This window comes from Glycomyces rhizosphaerae (assembly GCF_042647865.1).
Taxonomy (GTDB): domain Bacteria; phylum Actinomycetota; class Actinomycetes; order Mycobacteriales; family Micromonosporaceae; genus Glycomyces; species Glycomyces rhizosphaerae.
This window is the reverse complement of sequence record NZ_JBHRWO010000005.1, coordinates 195645-217601: the sequence shown is the minus strand read 5'-3', so window position 1 is coordinate 217601 and position 21957 is coordinate 195645. Positions and strand designations below refer to the sequence as shown.

Sequence of the window (21957 nt, the reverse complement as noted above, 5' to 3'; positions counted from 1 at the left end):
TGAACAGGCGAACCTACAAAGCCACCCTCGACATCGCCATCATCGCCAGCCCTTAACTGAACGGCATTGCGCCTAAGCGGCGTCCTCGCCCTGGTTCTTGACCCAGCAGTCCGAGAACCCCCGGGCGTAGTCCCAGGTCACGTAGTGGGCCGGGTCGGGGTCGAAGGCGGGCTCGTGGACCTGCGCGCAGTTGGCCTCGAGCAGGCCGCGCAGGTTGGCCATGAGCAGGCCCCAGGTGAAGTAGTGGGGTTCGTCGCAGTCGTCGCAGTCGACCACGACGCCGCGGTATCCCTGCGGATGCAGGACTTTCTCGAACAACTCCAGTTCGTGGAGGTCTTCGAGGAGGTCCGCGCGGTCGTCGTCGTCCAGTTCGGGTTCGAACGGGGCGAGCGCCTCCGCGTGGTCGGGATCGTCGGCGAACGGGTCGCGTGGCTCCTCATACACGTCTACCAGCCTAACCCTTGGGACCGACCGCGCCGGGCGCCTCCGGGGCGGGGCGGTACCTCCCGGATGCGTGCCAGCCTCGTGGGCGTGCGGTGACAACGTGCGCCCCGCTCGTTAGCATGGGCCGCAAGTCAACCGCACTAATGAGGAGACGGCCATGGACGGTCTGGGCGAGAACGTGGAAGAGATCTTCGACGACGTGGTGGACGGTGTCGCCGATGCGGTCACCGACATCGACGCCACCGAGGTCTGGGAGGACGTCAGCGACGGCGCCGCCGACGCCTGGGACGCCGTGTCGGAGTCCGACGCCTTCGAGACCGCCGCCGAGGAAGTCGAAGATATTTTCTAGGACATAGCGGTCAAACCCGTAACGGGCCTGTCGGCACTGCCGCCGGGCCCGTCCGGTCATCCCCTGAATGCGCGGTGTTTCCGCTGCGAATCACACCTCAAGGGGACGTGTGCGCTTCGGAGCGACGCAGGTTACGGCACTACAGTTGGTGCATGGCGTTCTCAGGGGATTTCGGAAATCAAGGGGTCGAAGGTGCATCCGGTGAGCGGGTCGGAGGCACGACAGTGCCGATGGGCTCGGTCGGTGCCATCCCGCTCGGCCTGACTTACGACGACGTGCTGCTGCTCCCGGGCGAATCCGACGTCGTCCCGAACGAGGTCGACACGTCCTCCCAGCTCACCCGCAACATCCGCATCTCGGTGCCGCTCCTGACCGCGGCCATGGACACCGTCACCGAAGCCCGCATGGCGATCGCCATGGCCCGCCTCGGCGGCCTCGGCATCCTGCACCGCAACCTCCCGGCCGAAGAGCAGGCCCAGCAGGTCGACCTCGTCAAGCGCTCCGAGTCCGGCATGGTCGCCGACCCGGTCACGTGTTCGCCCGAGGACACCCTGGAGCAGGTCGACAAGCTCTGCGGCAAGTACCGCATCTCCGGCCTCCCGGTCACCGATGAGACCGGCAAGCTCGTCGGCATCATCACCAACCGCGACATGCGCTTCGAGAACGACCAGTCCGTCAAGGTCGCGAACGTCATGACCTCGCGCAACCTGGTCACCGCATCCGAGGGCGTCTCCCAGGAGGAGGCCCTCGAACTGCTCAAGAAGCACAAGATCGAGAAGCTCCCGATCGTCGACGGCGACGGGTTCCTCCGCGGCCTCATCACCGTCAAGGACTTCGCCAAGCGAGAAGAGTTCCCGAACGCCTCCAAGGACGACTCCGGCCGCCTCCGCGTCGGCGGCGCGATCGGCGTCGGCGAAGAGCAGTACGCCCGCGCCGGGCAGCTCGTCGAGGCCGGCGTCGACCTCCTCGTCGTCGACTCCTCCCACGGCCACTCCCGCGGCGTGCTCGACATGATCTCGCTGATCTCCAAGGACTTCGGCCACAAGGTCGACATCGTCGGCGGCAACATCGTCACCGCCGAAGCCGCGAACGCCCTGATCGACGCCGGCGTCGACGGCATCAAGGTCGGCGTCGGCCCCGGCGCCATCTGCACCACCCGCGTGGTCTCGGGCGTCGGCGCCCCTCAGATCTCGGCGATCATGGACACCGTCAAGGTCGCCCGCGAACGCGGCATCCCGGTCATCGCCGACGGCGGCATCCAGCACTCCGGCGACATCGCCAAGGCCATCGTCGCCGGCGCCTCCACCGTCATGATGGGACAGCTGTACGCCGGCTGCGCCGAGAGCCCCGGCGAGCTGATCTACATGAACGGCAAGCAGTTCAAGTCCTACCGCGGCATGGGCTCCCTGGGCGCCATGCAGACCCGCGGCCAGGCGAAGTCCTACTCCAAGGACCGCTACTTCCAGGAGAGCGTCGACACCAACGACAAGCTCGTCCCCGAAGGCGTCGAGGGTCAGGTGCCCTACCGCGGCACCCTCGCACAGGTGGTCTACCAGCTGGTCGGTGGTCTGCGCATCGCGATGGGCTACACCGGAGCCGGTACCATCGAGGGGATGCATGAGCGCGGGCGTCTGGTCCGGATCACCGCTGCGGGTCTCAAAGAGAGCCACCCGCACGACATCCAGATGACCGTGGAAGCACCCAACTACCACTCACGGTAGTCGGGCCTGTAGGAGGAGTGACTGTGCGGGAATTGGTCGAGATCGGCCCCGGCAAGATCGTGGCGCGCGGCTGGCGGCTGTCCGAAGTGGCGCTCGTGCCGACCCGGCGGACCCGGGACATCGACGACGTCTCCACCGAATGGCAGCTCGACGCCTACCGGTTCGAGATCCCTGCCGTGGCGCACCCGTCCGACGCGACGATGAGCCCGGCTTCTGTGATCGAGATGGGGCGCCTCGGCGGTCTCGGCGTACTGAACGCCGAGGGCCTGTGGTGCCGCTACGTCGACCCGAGCTCGCTGCTCAAGGAACTCGCGGACACGCCGGCGGAGACCGCGATCGAGCGGCTCCAGGAGATCTACGCGGAGCCGGTGAAGCCAGAGCTCATCGCCGAGCGGATCGCCGAGATCCGAGCGGGCGGCGTCACGACCGCCCTCCGGATGAGCCCGCAGCACACTGCCGAACTCGGGCCGCTCGCGGTCGAGGCCGGGGTGGACCTGCTGGTCATCCAGGGCACCATCGTCTCCGCGGAGCACGTCTCCTCGAACGGCGACGTCCTGAACCTGAAGCAGTTCATCGCCGACCTCGACGTACCCGTCGTCGTGGGCGGGGCCACCAACTACAAGACCGCGATGCACCTGATGCGCACCGGCGCCGCCGGTGTCATCGTCGGCGTCGGCTCCGACGACTGGTCCACCACGGACACCGTCCTCGGCATCGACGTCCCGATGGCCTCCGCGGTCGTGGAGGCCGCGGCCGCTCGCCGCGACTACCTCGACGAGACCGGTGGCCGCTACGTGCACCTCATCGCCGACGGCGAGATGACCAACTCGGGCGCGATCGCCAAGGCCATCGCCTGCGGTGCCGACGCGGTCATGCTCGGCTCGATCCTCGCGGACGCGGCCGAGTCCCCGGCCGCCGGCGCCTGGTGGCACTCCGCCGCCTCGCACCCGAAGCTCCCGCGCGGCCGCTTCCGCCCGGGCGACTCCGGCGACATCGAGGTCCCCGACCTCGAGGCGATCCTCTACGGCCCCAGCAATTCCTCGGACGGCAGCCAGAACCTCTTCGGAGGCCTCCGCCGAGCCATGGCCAAGACCGGCTACACCACGGTCAAGGAATTCCAGAAGGCCAGCCTGGTCACCACTTAAGCATCAAGACACCCGAGGCCCGGCCCCGCGAAAGCGGCACCGGGCCTCGGCTCGTTCAGTCGGACCGCCACAATGCGGACACTGGCACCGCCCAGATCCGATCGCCGAGCGACAGCGTGTTGTCCCCGGTGTGGACGACCAGACCCAGCTTGAACCGGTCCCCGATCTTGTCCCTCAGCCACATGAGGTGCTTGGCGTGCTTGCGATTCGGCGTCGAGGACAGCTTGATCTCGATCGCGGCGATCTCGCCGGTCCGACGTTCCTCCACGATCAGGTCGATCTCGCCGCCGTTTCGGTCCCGGTAATGCCTGACATCGACACTGTGCTCACTCCCTCCGCGTTAGTGGGACCGGGCCTCGGCTCGTTTCAGGATGCGGTGTCGATCACGGCCCCGAAGCGCTGTAGATGTCGCACGAACGCCTCCCAATCCGAGCGCTCAGCCCACTTCGCCCTGATCCACAGCTTCTCTCGGGAACCGTCCTCGCGGACCTGGTAGATCTCGGCGAGCGCGACCGAGTACTCGAGCCGGATGAAACCCATCTGCGGATACGCGCCTTTGCCACGGTCCCAGGGATGACCGCGCTCCCTGCGCCAGCGACGCACGATATCGGCGCCCCACGGATCGTTGCCCCTGATCGCGCACGAGTCGATGTCGTATTCGAAGTATTGGTCTTCGAGCAGCAGCAGGAATCCGAGCAGGAGAAGCCAACTCGGCGTGCCGAGCAGGACTAGGGCCCAGGGAAGGTAGTAGGAGGGCTCGATCGTGTGCGAGAGCGCCAGGTATCCGACCGGGGCGCTCGACGCGCCGATGCCGATCCACCAGCGGGCCCGCCGCCGGTTGACCCGGACCGCCCGCCACGAAGGATCGCGCGGCGCTGGCAGCGGCGGTGGTCTCGGTGGACGCTGAGAGGTCACGCGGGATCCCCTGTCGTGGAAGGCTTGTGGTCGTGCTTGGACCGCCCGGCGGGGGCCGATGTCGCTCGCGCATTTTGCTGCGTGAGCAGGAGGTCGACGAGCGCCCTCCAGTCGCCCTGGTCTGCGACCCAACGTCTGAACATCAGCCGACGTCGTTTTCCGTCTGTGCGAACCTCGTAAATCCGAGCGTCATACGGTGAGAACTCCAGTCGGTCGTAGCCGCGGCGGGGATAGCTCGTGAGGTTCCTCCAGCGGCTGGGGCCGCGGAGGGTTCGGGTTCGCACGTCGTAGGTCAGATAGGCCTTTTGCATCAAGAGCGCGATGCTACCGCCGGCGAGTCCGCCAGGCACGCCCAAGAGCAAGCCCGAGAGAAATTGATTCGTCGGGTCGAGGTCGTTCGGGAAGAACCACGGGAGGACACAAGCCAAGGGCAGACAGACGACGGCGGTCCACAGGTGCCTGCGGCGGTTCATTCGGACCGTGAGGCGATGCCGCGGGGGTTCGGGCGGCGAGCTGCTTGGCGAAGCGACATCCGAGGAGAGGGGTTCAGGGGGCATAAGGGGCTTTCGTGGTCAGAGTCGAATGGAGGATCGGCATCGGCGGTGCTGAGACTGAGGAGGTGGTCGAGGAATTCGGCCCAGTCCTCGGGGTCCGCGAAGAGGTGGGAGATCGAGATGGGGCGGCTGCGGCCGCCGGGGGCGACTTCGCGGATTTGAAGCGGATCGGTCGAGTAGGCGATCCAGTCGTATCCGGGCCTCGGGTAGTCGCGGCGGACACCCGACAAGGCGCGGGTCTCGATGCGTTCGGTCTCGGTGTCGTAGGTGAAGTAAGTGGGTCGGAGCACGGCGATCACTCCGGTGGCGAGAGCATACGAGGCGACGAAGTACGGGAACACGAACGGAAGCGAATTGCCGGACTCGAACAGCAGGTCGTAGATGAGGACCGCGAGCAGTGCCGCGGATCCGGTGACGACGAGCCAAGCGCCGAAGGTCCGGTTGTAGCGGACGGTCAGCGCACGGGGAAGGGCTGGCTTCATTGCACCTGTTCCTGCAACTGGTCGGTGAAGTGCTTCCAGGCTCGGGCTCCATCGCCCAGCGCACGACGATGAGCTGCCGTCTTCCGCCGGCGCGGACCAGATAGAGGTTTCCAAGGCGAGTGCCCAGCCGAACAGTTTCTTGTTCGCGACGATGCGGACGGCCCCGGTGCCGATCAAGTGCCTCCCAGAGACGATCAACCTCGGGTCGACCTTCCTGATGTGAATCCGGTCCGGCGGGGCTGGGCGTGCGTCGTCGGCGAGGAGCTCCGCCAGCTCGGTCCAGTCGCCGGGGTGTGCCCAAAAGCGGCGGTACGGCACCGCCGTTCGCGCTCGCCGCCGCTCGCGAAGATGCTTCCGCCTCGGATCGCGCACGGACTTTCCGGTCGCCTGCGCCGCGGGTACTTCTCGTCGCAGCTGAGTCGACCGCTGGTTCGGCGGAGGAGGGCGAAGGGCTGCCGTCGTGGAGGGGTGCGAGACCATATTCGGGGCTTTCGTTTTTGGAGCCTTGAGGGGTTGGCTCGGCTGCGCTGATTTTATCGGGGTCGGCGGGGGCGGTGGGTTCTGCTGGGGCGTCCGGTTTGGGCCTGGCGGGGTCCGCCTTTAGGCTGATCGGCTGGTCCGCCTCTAGGGTATTTGTGCCTCTGCACACAGGTATCTGTCAGCTAGGCCACGTATCCTTGCGAGCGTGAAGCGCAAGAAGCACCCCATTCCCACAAGGAGTGGGGAACAACACACCCTGCCCCCGGCGTTGGTGCTGCTGTGACCTGCCCATTCTGTTCCGTGCCCACCGTGCCCGGCGCGCGCTACTGCCATAACTGCGGTGCGCCGCTGTCCCCTGAGGCGACCGCTCCGCAAACGGAGCGCCGCTATGTCACGGTGCTGTTCGCGGACCTCTCCGACTTCACCACGTGGTCCGAGAGTCTTGACCCTGAGCGGGTTTCGTCCGTTACCGACCGTTTGCTGGCGGAATGTGTTTCCGCGGTCAACGCGTTCGGCGGGCATGTCGACAAGCTCATGGGCGACGGGCTCATGGCCGTCTTCGGTGCGCCCTTGTCGCATGAAGACGATGCCGAGCGCGCCATCCGCGCCGCTCAGGCCATGCAGAAACGGGTGCGTCGTCTCCTCAAAGCCGAGTCCGGTGGTGGTCTTCCCATCGGACTTCGCATTGGGCTGCGCTCCGGCCTCGTCGTCGCCGGCATGCAGGCGAACCTCGAGTACACGGTCATCGGCGACACCGTGAACACCGCCTCGCGCATCTGCGCGATCGCCTCCGTCGGCACCATCTGGGCCGGCGAGGAGACGGTGCGCGCCACCAAGCACGCCGCCGTCTGGCGCCGCCTCACCCCCGTGCGCCTCAAGGGCAAGCGTGAGCCCGTCGAGGTGTTCCAGCTCCTCGGTCTCGAGGATGAGCCTGGGACGCGGGCCAGTCTCGGGGACACCGCTTCCTTCATCGGCCGCGACACCGAGATCGGCCGTGTCTCCGGTCGCCTCGAAGCCGTCATCGACCGCGGTGAGCCCTTGGTGCTCATCCACACCGCCGAAGCCGGCATGGGCAAGACGCGTTTCGCCCGAGAGGTGCGGACCGTCGCCACCGAGCGTGGTGCTCGAGTCTTGACCGTGCGGGTCGCTCCCTACGGGGAGGGTCGTCGGTTCGGGCCGCTCGCCGATCTGGTTCGCAAGGCCGCCGGCCTGCGCTTCGACGACGACCGGGCCACCGCCGAGACGAAACTCCGCCGCATCGCCGACGGGCACGCCGACCACGGCGAATGCCGCCTCAACATCACCCTCCTGCTCGGCCTCCTCGGGCACGGGCGCCCCGGCGCCACCGACCGCGTCGGCGGCTTCACCGGCCAGCAGTCCGACGCGTACACGATCCCCGAAGCCGTCGCCGAACTCATCACCCACATGGCGACGCAAAGCCCGCTCGTCCTCAACATCGACGACCTGCACACGGCTTCCGCGGACGGCATCGACGCCCTCGGCGTCGCGCTCGCCAAGATCCACGGCCCGGTGCTCGTGCTGCTCTACGGGCGACCCGAACTCACGCGCTCGTCCGGGGTCTTGACCCGCATCTCCGAGGCCGAAGTCCACCCGCTCCCGCCGCTCACCGGCGCCGACGCGGCCCGGCTGCTTCGCGAGTTCCTCGGCGGCGGGCGCATGCCCAAACCCGACGAGGACCGCCTTCTCGGTTTCGCCCAAGGCAACCCGTACTACCTCGCCGAGCTCGTCACGCTCCTCACCGAGCAGGGACTGCTCTCAGGCGAGGGCGACAACTGGCGCCTCGCGGCGGGTTCGCTGACCGGACGCGTGCTCTCCCGCGACCTCGCGCAGGTCCTCGGCGCCCGCATCGACGCCCTCACCACCGCGGCCCGCGCCCTCCTGCGCGCCGCCTCGATCTTCGGCGACGCCGTACCGCCCGAAGCCGCGCAGCTGCTCGAAAAGGAAGTTCCCGGCGAGTTCGACCGGGCACTGCAGGAGCTACTCGACCGCCGCATGCTGCGTCGCCGCTCTTACGGCGGCTACCGCTTCGTCACGCCGCTCCTGCGTCAAGCCGCATACGCGCCCATCGGGAAAGCCGACGCCGCCCACGCGCACGCCGAGATCGCCCGCTGGGCCGCCGACACCGAACTCGAAGGCCAGAGCGCCGACGACCTCGTGGTCTTCCACGCCGAGCAGGCCGTCACCCTCGCCAAGGAAGTCGAGATCGAGAAGCTCGACGAGGTCTGGAACGTCCTCCCGCTCGCCGTCGAAGCCGTCCGCAAGCAGGCGGCCCGCGCCATGGACGCCTCCGAGCCCGAGCGCGCCGTCGCCCTCCTCAACGGCGTCGAACGCTTGGCGCCCTTGAGCTCTGACGACCGCCTCCTGCGCGGCCGGGCCCTCACCCGCCTCGGCCGCACCGTCGAGGCCGAAGCCGAGATCGAGGGCCTCGCCATCGACATCGGCCTCATCGTCCCCAGCGACGACCACGAAGAGCACCCGTCCGGGCGCCTCTTCGGCGACGACTTCCCCGAGGACGAAGCCGAACTCGTGGCGCAGCTGCTGCTCCTTCGCGGACGCCTGCACCGCTACAAGGGCGAGCTTCAGGACGCCCGTACCGCTTGGACTGCGGCCCTTGCACTCTCGCGCCGTGAAGGCCTCGCCGGGCCGCGCTGCGACGCGCAGTGCCGCATCGGCCTGCTCGACTTCCTCGCCGGGCACCTGTCCGAGGCCGAGACCCGCTTCCTCGACGCCTACGACACCGCGTTCGGCGTCGGCGACGACAAGCGCCTCGCCTGGGCCCTCCAGCACCGCGCGTGGGTCCTGGTGGCCCGCGGCGACTTCGACGGCGCCGACGACGTGCTCCGCGAAGCGGCGAAAGCCTTTGCGCGCCAAATGGACCTGGTCGGCCGGGCCTGGGTGCGCGGCGTCTCCGCGTTCGCGCTCCTCATGGCCGGCCGCTTCACCGAGGCGAAGCGACTGTCCGATGTGTTCATGCCGATCGGCGAGCGCTCAGGCGACGTGTTCGCCGTCGGCCTGCTGCGCGCCATCGGTGCCGCCGCCCAAGTGTCCCTCGGCCACCCGGCCGGCGCCGACATCGCCGCGCGCAACTCCTTCCGCGACTTCGAGCGCATCGACGACGACTGGGGCCGCGGCTTCGCCAAGTACGTGCGGGCCCTCGCGGCCCGCTCGATCGGCGCGCTCGACCACGCCCTCGACCTCGCCGAGGGCGCCGAGGAATACGGCACCAAGACCGGCCACCCGCTCCTGATCTCGTTGGCGCACAACCTCAGAGGCCACTGCGCCCTCGAACTCGGGGACCTGGCCACCGCCGAGGCCGCCGCGGAAGAGGCGCTGGCGCTCGTCACCGACGACGTGCTCGAACCGGGCCGCGCGGCCAACACCGCGCTCCTGGCCGACGTGCGCGCCGCCAAGGGCGACCGCGCTGATGCCCTGCGGATGCTCGAACCCCTTGCGGCGCACTACGACGAGCCGTCGCTCGGCCGTCCGCGCCGCGCCATCGTGGCCCGCTACGCCCGCCTCCTCGACGAGGACGGCCAGGTCGAAGCGGCCCGCAAGTGGGCGCAGGCCACGCTGAAGTCCTTCGGCGAGGACCCGGAGTCCACCGCGTGGGCCGAGGGCTACCTCGAGAGCGCCACGGTCTCTTGAGGGATGGTCTGGTGAAACGCGGTCTCGTGAAACCCGGATCCCTGCGGTCCCGAAAGGACGCACTTCCTGTGCGCCGAGGGTTCGGGCGCGGCTGCGATGCTTGATCTCGTGGGGGAGACGCAGCGGGTGGACGGGCGGCCCTATCGGGCCGGGGCCTCGCGGCACGGGGCCCGTTCCAGTCGGACCGCCCGTCCTCCCGCGCGCCACACGGGGGATCCATTCACTATGGGCCACCGACACTTCGCCCTATGGAAGCGACATATCAACCTTTCGGCCAGTTATCGCTGGCTCTTTGTCCAGGGGTATACAGAATCGTGGGCGCGTTGCCGTAACGTTATGCGTCAAAGGTCCCATGACTCGGATCCCCCAGGCCCGAGCATGCAGACCGAGGTTCGGAAACTACCCTCGCGCTGATCGTCGTCGATCCGCGCACCGACCTGCACCAGGCCCGACGCCAGTTCGGCTCATACCCGCACGCGTCGCCGAGAACGGAGGCTGTATCACAGTGGACACCATCTCGTCCTACGGTGCTCCAACCGGTTCCCACCTCTCCCCGACCACCCCCGTCACACCCCCCGAAGCCGACCCGGAAGCCCTCCTCCAGGGCATCGAGCGCCTGACGGGCTTCCGCGAGATCGACCGCGGCGCCTACTCAACCGTCTACAGCGCCACCCGATTCGACGACGGATCCGAAGTCGCCGTGAAGATCGAGGCCAGGCCGCTCACCGACGACGCCGCGCGCGAGCGCTTCCGCCACGAGGTCCAGACCGCCGGGCGCCTCTCCGACCACCCGTGCGTGGTCACGCTGCTCTCCGCGGGCCTCACCCACCAGGCGAACCCGTACGTCGTCATGGAGCGCTGCCGCGGGACCGTGGCCGACCTCCTCGACCGCCACACGACGATCCCGCCGCACCGCACCATCGAGATCGGCATCCGCATCGCCGACGCCCTCGCCGCGGCGCACGAGGCCGGCATCGTCCACCGCGACGTCAAGCCCGCGAACCTCCTCGTCGACCACCACGGCCACGCCGTGCTCGCCGACTTCGGCCTCTCCAGCCTCATCGCCGCGCCCCGCCCCGGCGAGCCCGTCTCGACCATGGCCACGCCCGCGTACGCGCCGCTGGAGGTCTTCCAGATGCGCGAGGTCGGCCCCGCGGCCGACGTCTACTCGCTCGCGGCCACGCTCTACACGATGCTCAGCGGCACGCCGCCGCGGTTCCCCACCGACGGGGTGCTCGACATCAACGACGTCGCGGCCCTGTTCGACCAGCCGATCCCGGCGATCCCCGGTATATCGCCGCTCCTGCTAGAGATGCTCCGCACGGCGCTCATCAACAACCCCGGCGGGCGCCCGACCGCGGTCGAGTTCCGCGAGTTCCTCGCGAGCATCCCGGAGGCCTCGACCGGGCTCATCCCGCGCATCACCGACGACCCGCCGCCGGTTTCCCCTGCGCCCCAAGGCGTCGGCGTCTACGGCGCGTACTCCTCGCCGCCGAGCGAGGAGGCCCGCACCTCGCCTCCCGGCTACGCCGAGCTCGACCCGAGCGCCTTCCCCGACGCGCCTTCGACGCTTCGCCTGGCCCCGGGCAAGCGCCGCGGCCGCACCCCCGAACCGCAAGCGGCGCAGGCGTTCGCGCCCCCCATGGTCACCCCTGACCGGTCCGCTCGAATGCCGAGCCCGCCCATGAGCCCCCCGATCGCTCCGATCACCCCGCCGGTGAGCCCCGCGGCTCCCGAGGGCGAATTCGGGAACGAGACCACCGCGTGGAAGTCCTTCGCCTCCGGCGGATCCCGTGACGACAACGACTCGCGCCTCCCGGTCCCGGCGCCCCGCAACGAGACCGGCATGACCCGCCGCGAGCGCCGTCTCAAGGACGGCGACACCGGCTCCGGCATGGGCCGCCTCATCGGCATGGGCGCGGCCGGCCTGGTCGTGATCGGCCTGCTCATCGCCGGCGGCATCTGGCTCTTCGACCGCGAGGACGCCCCCGACCTCGCGGACCAGTCCGCGGTCGCCGACTACCAGGGCGAGTGCAAGCTGACCGCCGAAGGCGTCGGCTGCGTTCCCGAGCCGGCCTGCTTCGACGCGTCGTTCGCCTCCGCCAACTGCGACAGCGCCCACCTGTGGGAGGCCTACGCGACCGGTCAGCTTCCCGAAGGCGTGACCGATGCCGACGGCGCCCGGGCCGACGCGACGGTCAAGGCCGCCTGTGTCGACGGCCAAGTCGACGGCGGCCCGGTCTCGCAGCTCATCGGCGGCGACTCGATCGACTGGCTCACCGATGTGCACCTCCCCGGCGACGGCACGTTCCAGTGCGTCGCCAAACTCAAGAACGGCACCGAGGCCAAGGGCTCGACCTTCGCCCGGGCCGGCTAGCGTCGCAACGACATTCACGGACGAAGAAAGGGCCCGACGCCAATGGCGTCGGGCCCTTCACCGCGTCTGGGAGACGTGACGCGGCTTCAGATCAGAACTCCTCGTCGAGGTCGACCTTGCCTTCCACGGCCACTTGGTAGGCGGTCGGGCGACGTTCGAAGAAGTTCGTCAGCTCTTGCACGTCCTGGAGCGCCATGAACGGGAACGGGTTCTCCGAGCCCCACTTCTTGGGCATGCCGAGGCGCACGAGGCGCTGGTCGGCGGCGTACTCCAGGTACGACTTCATGTCCTTGACGGTCATGCCGGGCATGCCTTCGCCGATGAGGTCTTCGGCGAACTGGAGCTCGGCCTCGACGGCCTCCTCCATCATGTCGGTGACCTCTTGGCGCATCTGCTCGTCGAACAGCTCGGGCTCCTCCTGGCGCACGATGTCGACCACGCTGAACGCGAAGTTCATGTGGCAGGACTCGTCGCGGAAGACCCAGTTGGTGCCGGTGGCCAGCCCGTCGAGCAGGCCCCGGCTGCGCAGCCAGTACACGTACGCGAAGGCGCCGTAGAAGAACAGGCCCTCGATGCACGCGGCGAAGCAGATGAGGTTGAGCAGGAACGTGCGGCGGTCCGCGGCGGTCTTGAGCTCCTGCATGTCGAAGGCCGAGTCGATCCACTTGAAGCAGAAGTCGGCCTTGCGCTTGATCGAGGGGATGTTGTTGACCGCGTCGAACGCCTTGGCGCGCTCCTCCTGGTCGGGCAGGTAGGTGTCGAGCAGCGTCAGATAGAACTGGACGTGCACGGCCTCCTCGAAGAGCTGCCGCGACAGGTACAGGCGGCCCTCGGGGGAGTTGATGTGCTGGTACAGGTTGAGCACCAGGTTGTTCGCGACGATGGTGTCGCCGGTGGCGAAGAAGGCCACGAGGCGGTGGATGAGGTGCTGCTCCTGGGGCGTGAACGCGTTCAGGTCGGTCAGGTCGGACCCGAGGTCGACCTCCTCGACGCTCCACGTGTTCTTGATGGCGTCCCGATACTGGTCGTAGAAGTCCGGGTACTTCATCGGTCGCAGGGTCAGGTTCATGCCCGGGTCGAGCAGCATCGGCGGGTCCTTTCTCGTTGGCGGTGTGGGGTGGACAGGGGATGGGCGGGGACCCGAAGGCCCCCGCCGGTCTCGGCGAAGCTTGCGAGCCGTCAATTGGCTCAGCTGGTCTTACTGGCAGGCCTCGCAGCTCTCCGGGTTCTCCAGGGAGCAGGCGATGTCGGCCGGGATGATCTCCAGCTCCGCGGGCTGCTCCTGCTGGGCCGCAGGGGCGCTCACGGTGGTCTGGTTGATGCGCGTGGCCGGGCGGCTGCGCAGGTAGTACGTGGTCTTCAGGCCGGCCTTCCAGGCGTAGCGGTACATCGACGAGAGCTTGCCGATGGTCGGGCTGGCCTGGAACAGGTTGAGCGACTGGGCCTGGTCGATGAACGGCGTGCGCGCGGCCGCGAGGTCGATGAGCGCCTTCTGCGGCAGCTCCCAAGCGGTGCGGTACCGCTCCTGGAGGTCGGCCGGGATCACGTCGATGCCCTGCACCGAGCCCTCGGCGACCACGATCGCCTGGCGCACCTGCTCGCTCCAGATGCCGCGCTCCTTGAGCTCGGCGATCAGGTGGCGGTTGACCTGCAGGAACTCACCGGAGAGCGTCTCGCGCTTGAACACGTTGGACACCACCGGTTCGATGCACTCGGCGCAGCCGGCGATCGAGGCGATCGTCGCGGTCGGCGCGATCGCGATCATGAGCGAGTTGCGCAGGCCGTGCTCGCCGATCTGGGCGCGCACCGCGTCCCAGCGCTCGCCCAGGGTCACCCGGGCGTCCGCGTAGTGGTCGAAGTGGAGCACGCCGTCGGCGGCGCGGGTCTCCGTGAAGTTCGGGTGCGACCCGAGCTCGGCGGCGAGTCGCGCGGAGGTCTCGTAGGCCACGATCGCGATGCGCTCGCTGATCGCGGTCGAGAGCGCCAGCGCCTCCTCGGAGTCGAACGCGAGCTTCAGCTTGAAGAACACGTCCGCGAGACCCATGCAGCCCAAGCCGATCGGGCGCCACTTGCGGTTGGCCTTCTCGGCCTCCGCGGTCGGGTAGAAGCCGAGGTCGATCGTCCGGTCGAGGAATTTCACGGCCGTGCGGACCGTGCTCTCCAGGCGCTCGAAGTCGAAGCCCTCGGTGGAGCAGTGCTCGGCGAGGTTCACGGAACCGAGGTTGCACACGGCGGTCTCGGAGTCGTTGGTCACCTCGAGGATCTCGGTGCACAGGTTCGAGAGGTGGATGACGTTCTCTTTGCGGGCGGTCTGGTTCGAGGTCCGGTTCGCGGTGTCGGAGAAGGTGATCCAGCCGTTGCCGGTCTGCGCCAGCGTCCGCATCATGCGTCCGTACAGGTCCCGCGCGGGGACGGCCTTCTTGGCCTTCCCGGCGGCCTCGGCGGCCCGGTACGCCTCGTCGAAGTCGTCGCCCCACAGGTCGACCAGCTCGGGCGTCTCCTTCGGGTCGAAGAGCGACCACTGCGCGTCGGCCTCGACGCGGCGCATGAACTCGTCGGGGATCCAGTTCGCGAGGTTCAGGTTGTGGGTGCGGCGCTCGGTGTCGCCGGTGTTGTCGCGCAGCTCGAGGAACTCCTCGATGTCGGCGTGCCAGGACGCGAGGTACACGCACGCGGCGCCCTTGCGGCGGCCGCCCTGGTTCACCGCGGCGACCGACGAGTCGAGGGTCCGCAGCCACGGCACGATGCCGTTCGAGTGCCCGTTGGTGCCGCGGATGAGCGAGCCGCGGGAGCGGACGCGCGACCACGCGATGCCGATGCCGCCGGCGTACTTGGAGAGCCGCGCGACCTGGCTGTAGCGCTCGTAGATCGAGTCGAGCTCGTCCTTCGGCGAGTCGAGCAGGAAGCACGAGGACAGCTGCGGGCGGCGGGTGCCCGAGTTGAACAGCGTCGGCGACGACGGCAGGTACGAGAGCGTCGACAGCAGGCGGTAGAGTTCGGCGGCCTCTTCGACCGACTGGCTCAGCCCGCACGCGACGCGGAGCATGAAGTACTGGGGCCGTTCGAGCACGGAGCGGTGCTCGGGGTGGCGCAGCAGGTAGCGGTCGTAGACGGTGCGCAGACCGAAGTACTCGAAGCGGTCGTCCGCGGCCTCGTCGATCACGGCGTCCAGCGCCGCGCCGTTGGCGTTCACGAACGCGACGAGCTCGGGGGAGAGCAGCCCGTTCGCGTTGCAGGCGGCGATCGAGGACGTGAACGAGGTGACGCCCTCGCCCGCGGTCTCCTCCGCGATGTGCTCGGCGAGGAGCCTCGCGGCGAGTTTGGAGTACGTGGGTTCGGAAGCGACGGTGGACGAGGTGATCTCGACGGCCCGCTCGCGCAGGGCCTGCTCGGTCGCGCCCGGCCAGAGGCCGGCCTCGATCTGGGCGATGACCCGCTCGGCGTCCACGTCGGGCAGTCCCGCGGCGTGGACGCGGATGCGCTCGGCGATCCGGGCGGCGGGACCCTGCTCGGGTTCCCGCTGCTGCGGTGCGGTGGTGGTGACGGATGGCGTGGTGGCGAGCCCGGTCATCTCTGCATCCCCTCGTCTTTGGCGCGATCTGCTGCGGATCGCTCTGGCGGCGCGGCGGCGCCGCCCTCCCCACGCAGTGGGAACGGGAGCTGACAGCACCGACCTGACAGAGCAGAATCATACATGTAGTGGTCGGCCCTTGGGGTCGCCCCAAGATGTTGCGGTCTTCCGGTGTTTCGAACACCGAACCCCCAGCGTGTCCGCTAGGCTCGGGGGTTTTCGAGGGTCAGCCTAGACGCGGCGTCCGACATTCCTCCCGCGAAACCGCCGGAGTCCCCCGGGTGTGATCCTCACCGGCCAAACCGGCTGCGGGAAGTCGAGCGGGGACTGGTAGCATCGTGGCGGCCCATTCAGTCGGGCATGCCTCCGTAGCTCAGTGGATAGAGCACTGGTTTCCGGGACCAGGTGTCGCAGGTTCGAATCCTGCCGGGGGCACAGTGTGATGTCTCAGGACATCGGAAACAGGTCGAACCTGCAAAGGTTCGGCCTGTTTTGCTATGCAGGTCTGGTTGGGCCTTTGGGTCGGCCGGTGGGTTGGTAGTCGCGGTCGGGGTCGAGGGTGAGTTCGCGGAGGAGTGCGCCTGTGGCGGCGTTGATGACGCGGATGTGGAGGCCTTCGACGATGAGTAGGACGCGGGTGCCTTCGTGGATGCGGCCGATGCCGATGTGGTGGAGTTTCCCGTTGTGGCGCAGGGTGACCGACCCGGCTTTGTCGACGGTGTCGGTGCGGATCCGGCCTGGTTCGGCAGTCTCGCAAGCATCGCCGGGGGCGGCTTTGGGCCTGGTGGTGTAGATCGCGGCGGGGGTCGCTCGGTGCGGGAGCGACCGGTGGGGCCGGCGCTCGTTGTATTCGCTGGTGAAGGCGTTGATGAGTGCCTGGAGCTGGTCGAGGGTGGCCGGTTGCGGGACTTGCGCGGCGAGGTGTTTCTTCATCGTCTGTTGGAAGCGTTCTACTTTCCCGCAGGTGGTGGGGCGGTTCGGCCGGGAGTTCTTCTGGGTGACGCCGAGTCGGGCGAGTTCGGTTTCGAGGGCGTTCTTGCCGCCGCGGCCGCCGGCGAGGAGGCGGGTGGTGAAGACCAGGCCGTTGTCGGTGAGCGTGGAGGCCGGGACGCCGTGGGCTTCGCAGGCGGTGCGGAAGGTGCCCTGGGTGATCGGGCCGGTGACCCGCTCGTGCGCGGTGACCGAGAGCGCGTAGCGGGTGCAGTCGTCGAGCCAGGTGAGGATCTCGGTATCGGATCCGTCAGCGAGGCGGTAGTGGGTGAAGTCGGCCTGCCAGCACTCGTTGGGCATGGCGGCTTCGAAGCGGATGTAGGAGGAGCGGGGGCGCTTCTTCGGGGCGGGTGCCACCAGTCCCGCCTGTTTCAGGTAGCGGCTGATGGTCGCGGGCGAGACCGTGATCTTGTGGTGTTGTTGCAGGTGCCAGGCGATGGTGTGGGGTCCGGCATCGAGGCCGACGGTAGTGAGCTTCTCGCGCAGTTCCACGATCAGGGCGACGGTGTCGGTGCTGGTGGCCTTCGGCGAGGTCGTGGGGCGCCGCGAGCGCGGCTCGAACGCTGCGGCGCCCTCGGCGCGGTAGCGGGCGACGAGCTTGGACACCCAGCCTTTCGAGACGCCGTACTCCTGGGCCACCTTGGCTTGGGAGCGGCCTTCGAGGATGACGGCGGTGATGATCAGGCGGGCTTTCGACATGCCCCAGATCAGACCGTGGAAAGTTTCCTATGACCCGAGACATGGGTTTCCTATGTCCTGAACCAACACACTGCCGGGGGCACAGCAGCAACAGCAGGTCAGGCCGGAGTTCCGTACGGGGCTCCGGCCTTCCGCGTTTCCCCGTCCCGGGCGCGACCTAGCGGGGTTTGAGTTCTCTTCCGAGGGCTCTTGCCTTGTCGTGGTCGGGGTTCCATTTGAGGGCTTCTTCGACGGTCGCCCTGGCCTCGGTCTTTCTGCCGATGCGGACCAGGGCCTCGGCGTGGAGGAGACAGCGTTCGGCCAGCAGGTCGAACAGGCGGACGTTGCCGGCGTCGTGGCCGATGGCGCACCTGAGCCAGGCCGCCTGCCGTTTGAAGTTCGCCATGGTGGGGTTCGTCATGGCCGCTTCGCAGTGCATCTGGATCATTTCGGCGAAGACCTCGGGACCGCCGCGCTCCGCGGCGACGTGCATGACGTGGATGGCCTCCTGGAACTCGCCCTGCTTGAAGGACCTCCGCGCGCGGGCCTGGAGGCGTTCGGAGTCGATCGACAGGCTCGGTGGCCGGTCCGGGTCCTGGACGGCGCCGCTGCGGGCGGCGATGACCTCCTGCAGCACCTGCTCGGCCTCGTTCACCGCCTCGCGAGCCGCCCGCTCGGCGTCGTCCAGGCGGCCGTGCCGCAGCAGCCGCCGTGCCGCCGCCGCGCCGGCGTCGGTCCTGTCCTCCTCTGGGGCCGTTGGGGCCTGCAGCAGCCCGGGGAGCGGCGGCGTCTCGGACGCGGGCATCGGGATCTCCTCGGCCTCGGGTTCGGGAGGCGCGTCGGCCACGACCGAGGGGCGGGACGCCAGCTGGGCCGCGTACCGCAAGGCTCCGGTCTCCAGCGACCCCGGTTCGGCCTCGGTCACCGTCAGGCCTGTGGCGGCCGCGAAGTCGCGCACGACCGGCATCCGGGTGCTGCCGCCCGCCAGCAGGAGCGCCGTCACGTCCGCATTGCGGAGTCCGGCCTCCTCCAACAGGTACGCGATGCGATCGAACGCTCCGGCCGCGAAGCGACCGATCTCCTTGCCGAAGACCGCCTGCGAGAGCCGGATGGGCACGTGCCGCAGGCCGAAGCGGGCGTCGAAGGTCCCGTCGCCGCCCGCGCTTCGCTCCTTGATCTCCTCGGCGGCGGCGCGCAGCTCGCGCCGCATCGCCTCGGTGCGCAGCATCTCGCGCGGGCTGATCCCGTAGCCCGCGAGCAGGAACTCCAGCAGTGAGGCGACGGTGCGTGCGTCGAAGAAGCCGCCGCCGGGAGCGGCGGCGCCGTCGTAGGCGAGGGCCCGATAGCGGCCCTTGACGGCGCGTACCAGTCCGATCTCGAAGCCGGTGTACCCCATATCGAACACCGCGTAGGTGCCGGTGGTGTCGGTGCCCGCGTGCGCGATGACGTGGGCGATCGAGTCCGAGACCAGGCTGACCTGCGGCAGTCCGGCCGCCTCGGCGGCCCGCAGGAGCGCCCCCCGCTGCCGGGAGGAGAACCGGGCCGGGACGCCGATCGCGGTATGCCCCAAGCGAGCCCCGGTCGCCTTCACTGCCGTGTCGCGGATCTCCCGCAACCCGGCGGCCAGCACCCCTTCCGGGTCGAGGGTCTCGTCGCCGACCCGCACCGACGCGGCGATTCCCAAGCGGCTCTTGAGACTCGGGAACTCGACCGGAAGCCCCGCCGGGCCCGGCGCCTCGCACAGCAGCCAGGGCCAGCGCCACCCGCGCACCTCGCAGGCCCCGGCGGCCTCACCGCCGGGGCCGAAGGCGGCGCGCAGGGCGGTGCCGCCGAGGTCCACCCCCACGTTGACCATCGCCTCGCCTCGCACTGCCACCGCCGTTCCTAAGGCTCGTCGAGCTGGCGGAGCATGCCGTCGTAGTTGACGGCGTCCTCGACCTCGCCGTGCGCGGCCGACTCCTGCCTCACCTTGGTGAGCATGGCGTTGAGCGCGAGGGACTGCTGCTGCACGGTCTTGGCGCGGCCCTCCGCGTGCGCCCGCTGGAGGGTCGCGACGGAGCGGTTGATGCGCTGCGCGTCCTCGGGGCCGGCCTGGCTGGCGGCCCTCGCGGCGAGGAACATCTGGGTGGCGAGCCCGGCGCCGAGGATGTCGCGGTTGAGCACGTCGGTCATGCGGCGGCATTCGTCGGGGTCGGAGAGCATGAGGGTCTGCTCGGCCCGGTTGAGGTCGTTCTCGATCTTCAGCGTCTGCGAGGCGTCGAGGTACTGCGCGTAGGTGCTCACGAAGTGGCGAGCGGCCTCCGAAGTGAGGATCAGGTCTTCGCGGTAGGAGATGTCGTCCTCGTCGACCTCGGCCCGCACCGGCGCCTTGGTGCGCGCGGCGTCCACTTTGAGCGTCGTGCGCTTCTCGATGGCGGTGCCCGGCACGGTGATGGTGACCTGAAGCTCGCGGTTGCGGTCGAACAGGAAGCCCACGTGGACGCGGGTGTTCTCGTCGATTTCCTCGGGCAGGTCGAATTCGATGACGCCCTGCTCGTGGTTCTCGCTGGCGATCAGGCTGTCCCCTTCGTACACCGGGACCAGGATGCGGCGGCCGTCGGTGGCGCCGAACGTCTCGACCATGGGCTCGCTCAGCGGGTAGGGGGTGCCGCGCGGGATGATGGAGACGAACGCGTCCTTGTTGCCGCCCTTGACGGCCGCGACGCCCAGCGCCATGCCGGTGACGTCGTAGACGTGGGTGTCGCCGGTCGCGCGCGCGTTGGTCAGGCTCGCGTTGCACTGGTCGCAGGCCTGGGAGGACTCGTCGTTGACGGCCCCGCACGCGGCGCATTCGACGCCGCGCATCGTGTCGGCGAGGATGCCCGCGCCGATTGCGACGCAGTCCATCGGGTCGATGTGCCGGCGCACCTTGTCGGCGCCGAACAGCCGCTCGACGGAGGCGGCGACCTTCGGGACGAGGGTTGATCCGCCGACCAGGATCACGTCGGAGACGTCGCCGGCGCTGATCTCCTGCCGCTCCAGGGCTTTGCGGACGAGGCTGAGGGTCTTGTCGATCAGCGGCTCGATCATCGCGTCGAACTCGTCGCGGGTCAGGGCCATCTCGATGTCGCCGACGCCGCCGGCGGTGCGGAACGCGGCCGGGATGATGATGTCGGCGACGTCGGACTCGGTGAGGTCCCGTTTGGCCTCCTCGGCCTTCTCCTTGGCCAGGTACAGGAATTTGGTGTCGCTGGAGGGGTCGATGCCGGCCTCGCGCTTCACCCAGTCGATGATCCGGTCGACGATGAGCATGTCGAAGTCGTCCCCGCCGAGCCAGTTGTCGCCGACGAAGTCGAGGACCTGGAAGTGGTTCTCGCCCTGGTCGTCCTGGACGGCGTTGAGGATGGAGATGTCGAAGGTGCCGCCGCCGAGGTCGTAGACGAGGACGCGGCGCTGCTCGCCCTTCTCCCATTCGAGTCCGAACGCGATGGCGGCGGCGGTGGGCTCGTCGATGATGCGCTTGACGACCATCCCGGCCGCCTCCCCGGCCTCGCGGGTGGCGGCGCGCTGGGCCTCCTGGAAGTAGGCGGGCACGGTGATGACGGCGGAGTCGATGTCCTCGCCGATCTTCTCCCGGGCCCCGTCCCGCAGGTGCCGCAGGATCATCGTGGAGACCTCGATGGGCGTGTAGGCCTTGTCGCCCATGACGACGTGCGCCCGCGGGTCGCCGTCGGGCCCGGCCTTGATGGTGTAGGCGCGCCGTCTGCGGGCCTGCTCGACGGCCGGGTCGGCGAAGTCGCGGCCCATGAGCCGCTTGACGGACATGATGGTGTGCTGGGGGTCGAGCTTGGCGAAGTTGAGGGCGTTGGTGCCGACCAGGAACTCCTCCTTGTCGCCCCGGCGCCGCAGTCCCACGACGGACGGCGTGCCGCTCTTGCCGTGGATCTTCACCACCGCCGCGTCCTTGCGGGCGCCCCGGCCGCGCGCCACCACGGAGTTCGTCGTGCCCAGATCGATGCCAATGGCGGTCATTCGGTTGCTCCCTCTACCGTTCCGGACGGGCTGGTCGGTCCTGATGAGACGATCACGGTGGAGGTCTGGATGACCTCCCCGTGGTATTTGAGGCCGTGTGCGGCGACGCCGAGCACGGTGCCGACGGGGAACTCGGGATGGTCCCGGCTCTCCAGGATCTTGTGGGTCGCCGGGTCGGCGATCTCGCCGACGGCGCCGATGATCTCGATCCCGCTGTGCTGCTCCAGCCCCCGCGCGAGCGCGCCGATGGTGCGGCGGACGCTGTCGCGGTAGGCGTCGACGTCGCCCGCCTCGGCCCCATGCAGCCGCGCCAGCGCGTCGGCGGCCTCCAGGACGGTGCGGGCGGCCCGGCTCAGGTCCATGTCGAGTCGGTTGAGCTGCTTGGCGAGTGCCTCGGTGGCTTCCCGCTGCCGCTCCAGTTCCAGCCGGAGGCGGGCGTTGTCGGTCAGGTTCTGCGCGAGCGTCGCGCGCAGCGTCCGCGGCTGCCCGCCGTCCGGCTGCGGCTCCTCCTGTTTGCGCCGCAAGGGCTTTCGGTTGGAGGTCGGTCTCTTCGGCATGGGGCTCCTGGTTCTCT

The 21957-nt window shown here is 69.0% G+C and carries 15 protein-coding genes and 1 tRNA gene; 6 read left to right on the top strand and 10 right to left on the bottom strand.

What is annotated here, in order from left to right; all coding sequences use genetic code 11:
- Positions 1–72: 72 nt before the first annotated feature.
- Positions 73–444: a DUF5319 family protein gene (locus ACFO8M_RS05560; protein WP_387971673.1), complete on the bottom strand. Its 372-nt coding sequence runs from the start codon at positions 442–444 to the stop codon at positions 73–75.
- A gap of 157 nt (positions 445–601) precedes the next feature.
- Here ACFO8M_RS05560 and ACFO8M_RS05555 point away from each other — a divergent pair, with 157 nt between their 5' ends.
- From ACFO8M_RS05555 to ACFO8M_RS05545, 3 genes are all read left to right on the top strand, one after another.
- Positions 602–793 carry a hypothetical protein gene (locus ACFO8M_RS05555; protein WP_387971670.1) on the top strand — a complete coding sequence of 64 codons (192 nt, stop codon included), beginning with the start codon at positions 602–604 and terminating at the stop codon, positions 791–793.
- A 230-nt stretch (positions 794–1023) separates the two neighbouring features.
- Complete coding sequence (guaB, locus tag ACFO8M_RS05550; protein ID WP_387971706.1) at positions 1024–2514, top strand: IMP dehydrogenase; 1491 nt, start codon at positions 1024–1026, stop codon at positions 2512–2514.
- A gap of 23 nt (positions 2515–2537) precedes the next feature.
- A complete protein-coding gene (locus ACFO8M_RS05545; protein ID WP_387971667.1) occupies positions 2538–3659 on the top strand; it encodes a GuaB3 family IMP dehydrogenase-related protein in 1122 nt (373 codons plus the stop codon).
- Between the two features lie 55 nt (positions 3660–3714).
- On the opposite strand, the gene ACFO8M_RS05540 is transcribed toward ACFO8M_RS05545, so the two are convergent.
- From ACFO8M_RS05540 to ACFO8M_RS05530, 3 genes are all read right to left on the bottom strand, one after another.
- Positions 3715–3927 (bottom strand): hypothetical protein, encoded by a 213-nt coding sequence (locus tag ACFO8M_RS05540; RefSeq protein ID WP_387971665.1) that lies wholly within the window; start codon positions 3925–3927, stop codon positions 3715–3717.
- 98 nt (positions 3928–4025) lie between these two features.
- A complete protein-coding gene (locus ACFO8M_RS05535; RefSeq protein ID WP_387971663.1) occupies positions 4026–4574 on the bottom strand; it encodes a hypothetical protein in 549 nt (182 codons plus the stop codon).
- A 469-nt stretch (positions 4575–5043) separates the two neighbouring features.
- A complete protein-coding gene (locus tag ACFO8M_RS05530; RefSeq protein ID WP_387971660.1) occupies positions 5044–5610 on the bottom strand; it encodes a hypothetical protein in 567 nt (188 codons plus the stop codon).
- 759 nt (positions 5611–6369) lie between these two features.
- On the opposite strand from ACFO8M_RS05530, the gene ACFO8M_RS05525 reads away from it, so the two are divergent.
- Positions 6370–9756 carry an adenylate/guanylate cyclase domain-containing protein gene (locus ACFO8M_RS05525; protein ID WP_449267467.1) on the top strand — a complete coding sequence of 1129 codons (3387 nt, stop codon included), beginning with the start codon at positions 6370–6372 and terminating at the stop codon, positions 9754–9756.
- Positions 9757–10261: 505 nt separating this feature from the next.
- Positions 10262–12133 (top strand): serine/threonine-protein kinase, encoded by a 1872-nt coding sequence (locus tag ACFO8M_RS05520; protein ID WP_387971654.1) that lies wholly within the window; start codon positions 10262–10264, stop codon positions 12131–12133.
- Between the two features lie 91 nt (positions 12134–12224).
- Here ACFO8M_RS05520 and ACFO8M_RS05515 read toward each other — a convergent pair whose 3' ends face one another.
- Positions 12225–13220 carry a ribonucleotide-diphosphate reductase subunit beta gene (locus ACFO8M_RS05515; RefSeq protein WP_387971651.1) on the bottom strand — a complete coding sequence of 332 codons (996 nt, stop codon included), beginning with the start codon at positions 13218–13220 and terminating at the stop codon, positions 12225–12227.
- A 111-nt stretch (positions 13221–13331) separates the two neighbouring features.
- Entirely contained in the window at positions 13332–15704 is a 2373-nt protein-coding gene (locus ACFO8M_RS05510; protein WP_387971647.1) for a ribonucleoside-diphosphate reductase subunit alpha, read from the bottom strand.
- A gap of 362 nt (positions 15705–16066) precedes the next feature.
- Here ACFO8M_RS05510 and ACFO8M_RS05505 point away from each other — a divergent pair.
- Positions 16067–16139, top strand: a tRNA-Arg gene (locus ACFO8M_RS05505).
- 60 nt (positions 16140–16199) lie between these two features.
- Here the strand turns inward: ACFO8M_RS05505 and ACFO8M_RS05500 are convergent.
- The 4 genes from ACFO8M_RS05500 to ACFO8M_RS05485 all read right to left on the bottom strand — a co-directional run bounded on the left by ACFO8M_RS05500 (position 16200) and on the right by ACFO8M_RS05485 (position 21940).
- Complete coding sequence (locus ACFO8M_RS05500; RefSeq protein ID WP_387971644.1) at positions 16200–17393, bottom strand: IS481 family transposase; 1194 nt, start codon at positions 17391–17393, stop codon at positions 16200–16202.
- A 157-nt stretch (positions 17394–17550) separates the two neighbouring features.
- Positions 17551–19248 carry an Hsp70 family protein gene (locus ACFO8M_RS05495; RefSeq protein WP_387971641.1) on the bottom strand — a complete coding sequence of 566 codons (1698 nt, stop codon included), beginning with the start codon at positions 19246–19248 and terminating at the stop codon, positions 17551–17553.
- 8 nt (positions 19249–19256) lie between these two features.
- Positions 19257–21383, bottom strand: coding sequence for an Hsp70 family protein (locus ACFO8M_RS05490; RefSeq protein ID WP_387971638.1), 2127 nt, complete (start codon positions 21381–21383; stop codon positions 19257–19259).
- On the bottom strand, positions 21380–21940 hold the full coding sequence (locus ACFO8M_RS05485; RefSeq protein WP_387971635.1) for a nucleotide exchange factor GrpE: 561 nt from the start codon (positions 21938–21940) through the stop codon (positions 21380–21382). The genes ACFO8M_RS05490 and ACFO8M_RS05485 overlap by 4 nt, the downstream gene beginning before the upstream one ends.
- Between the last annotated feature and the right edge of the window lie 17 nt (positions 21941–21957).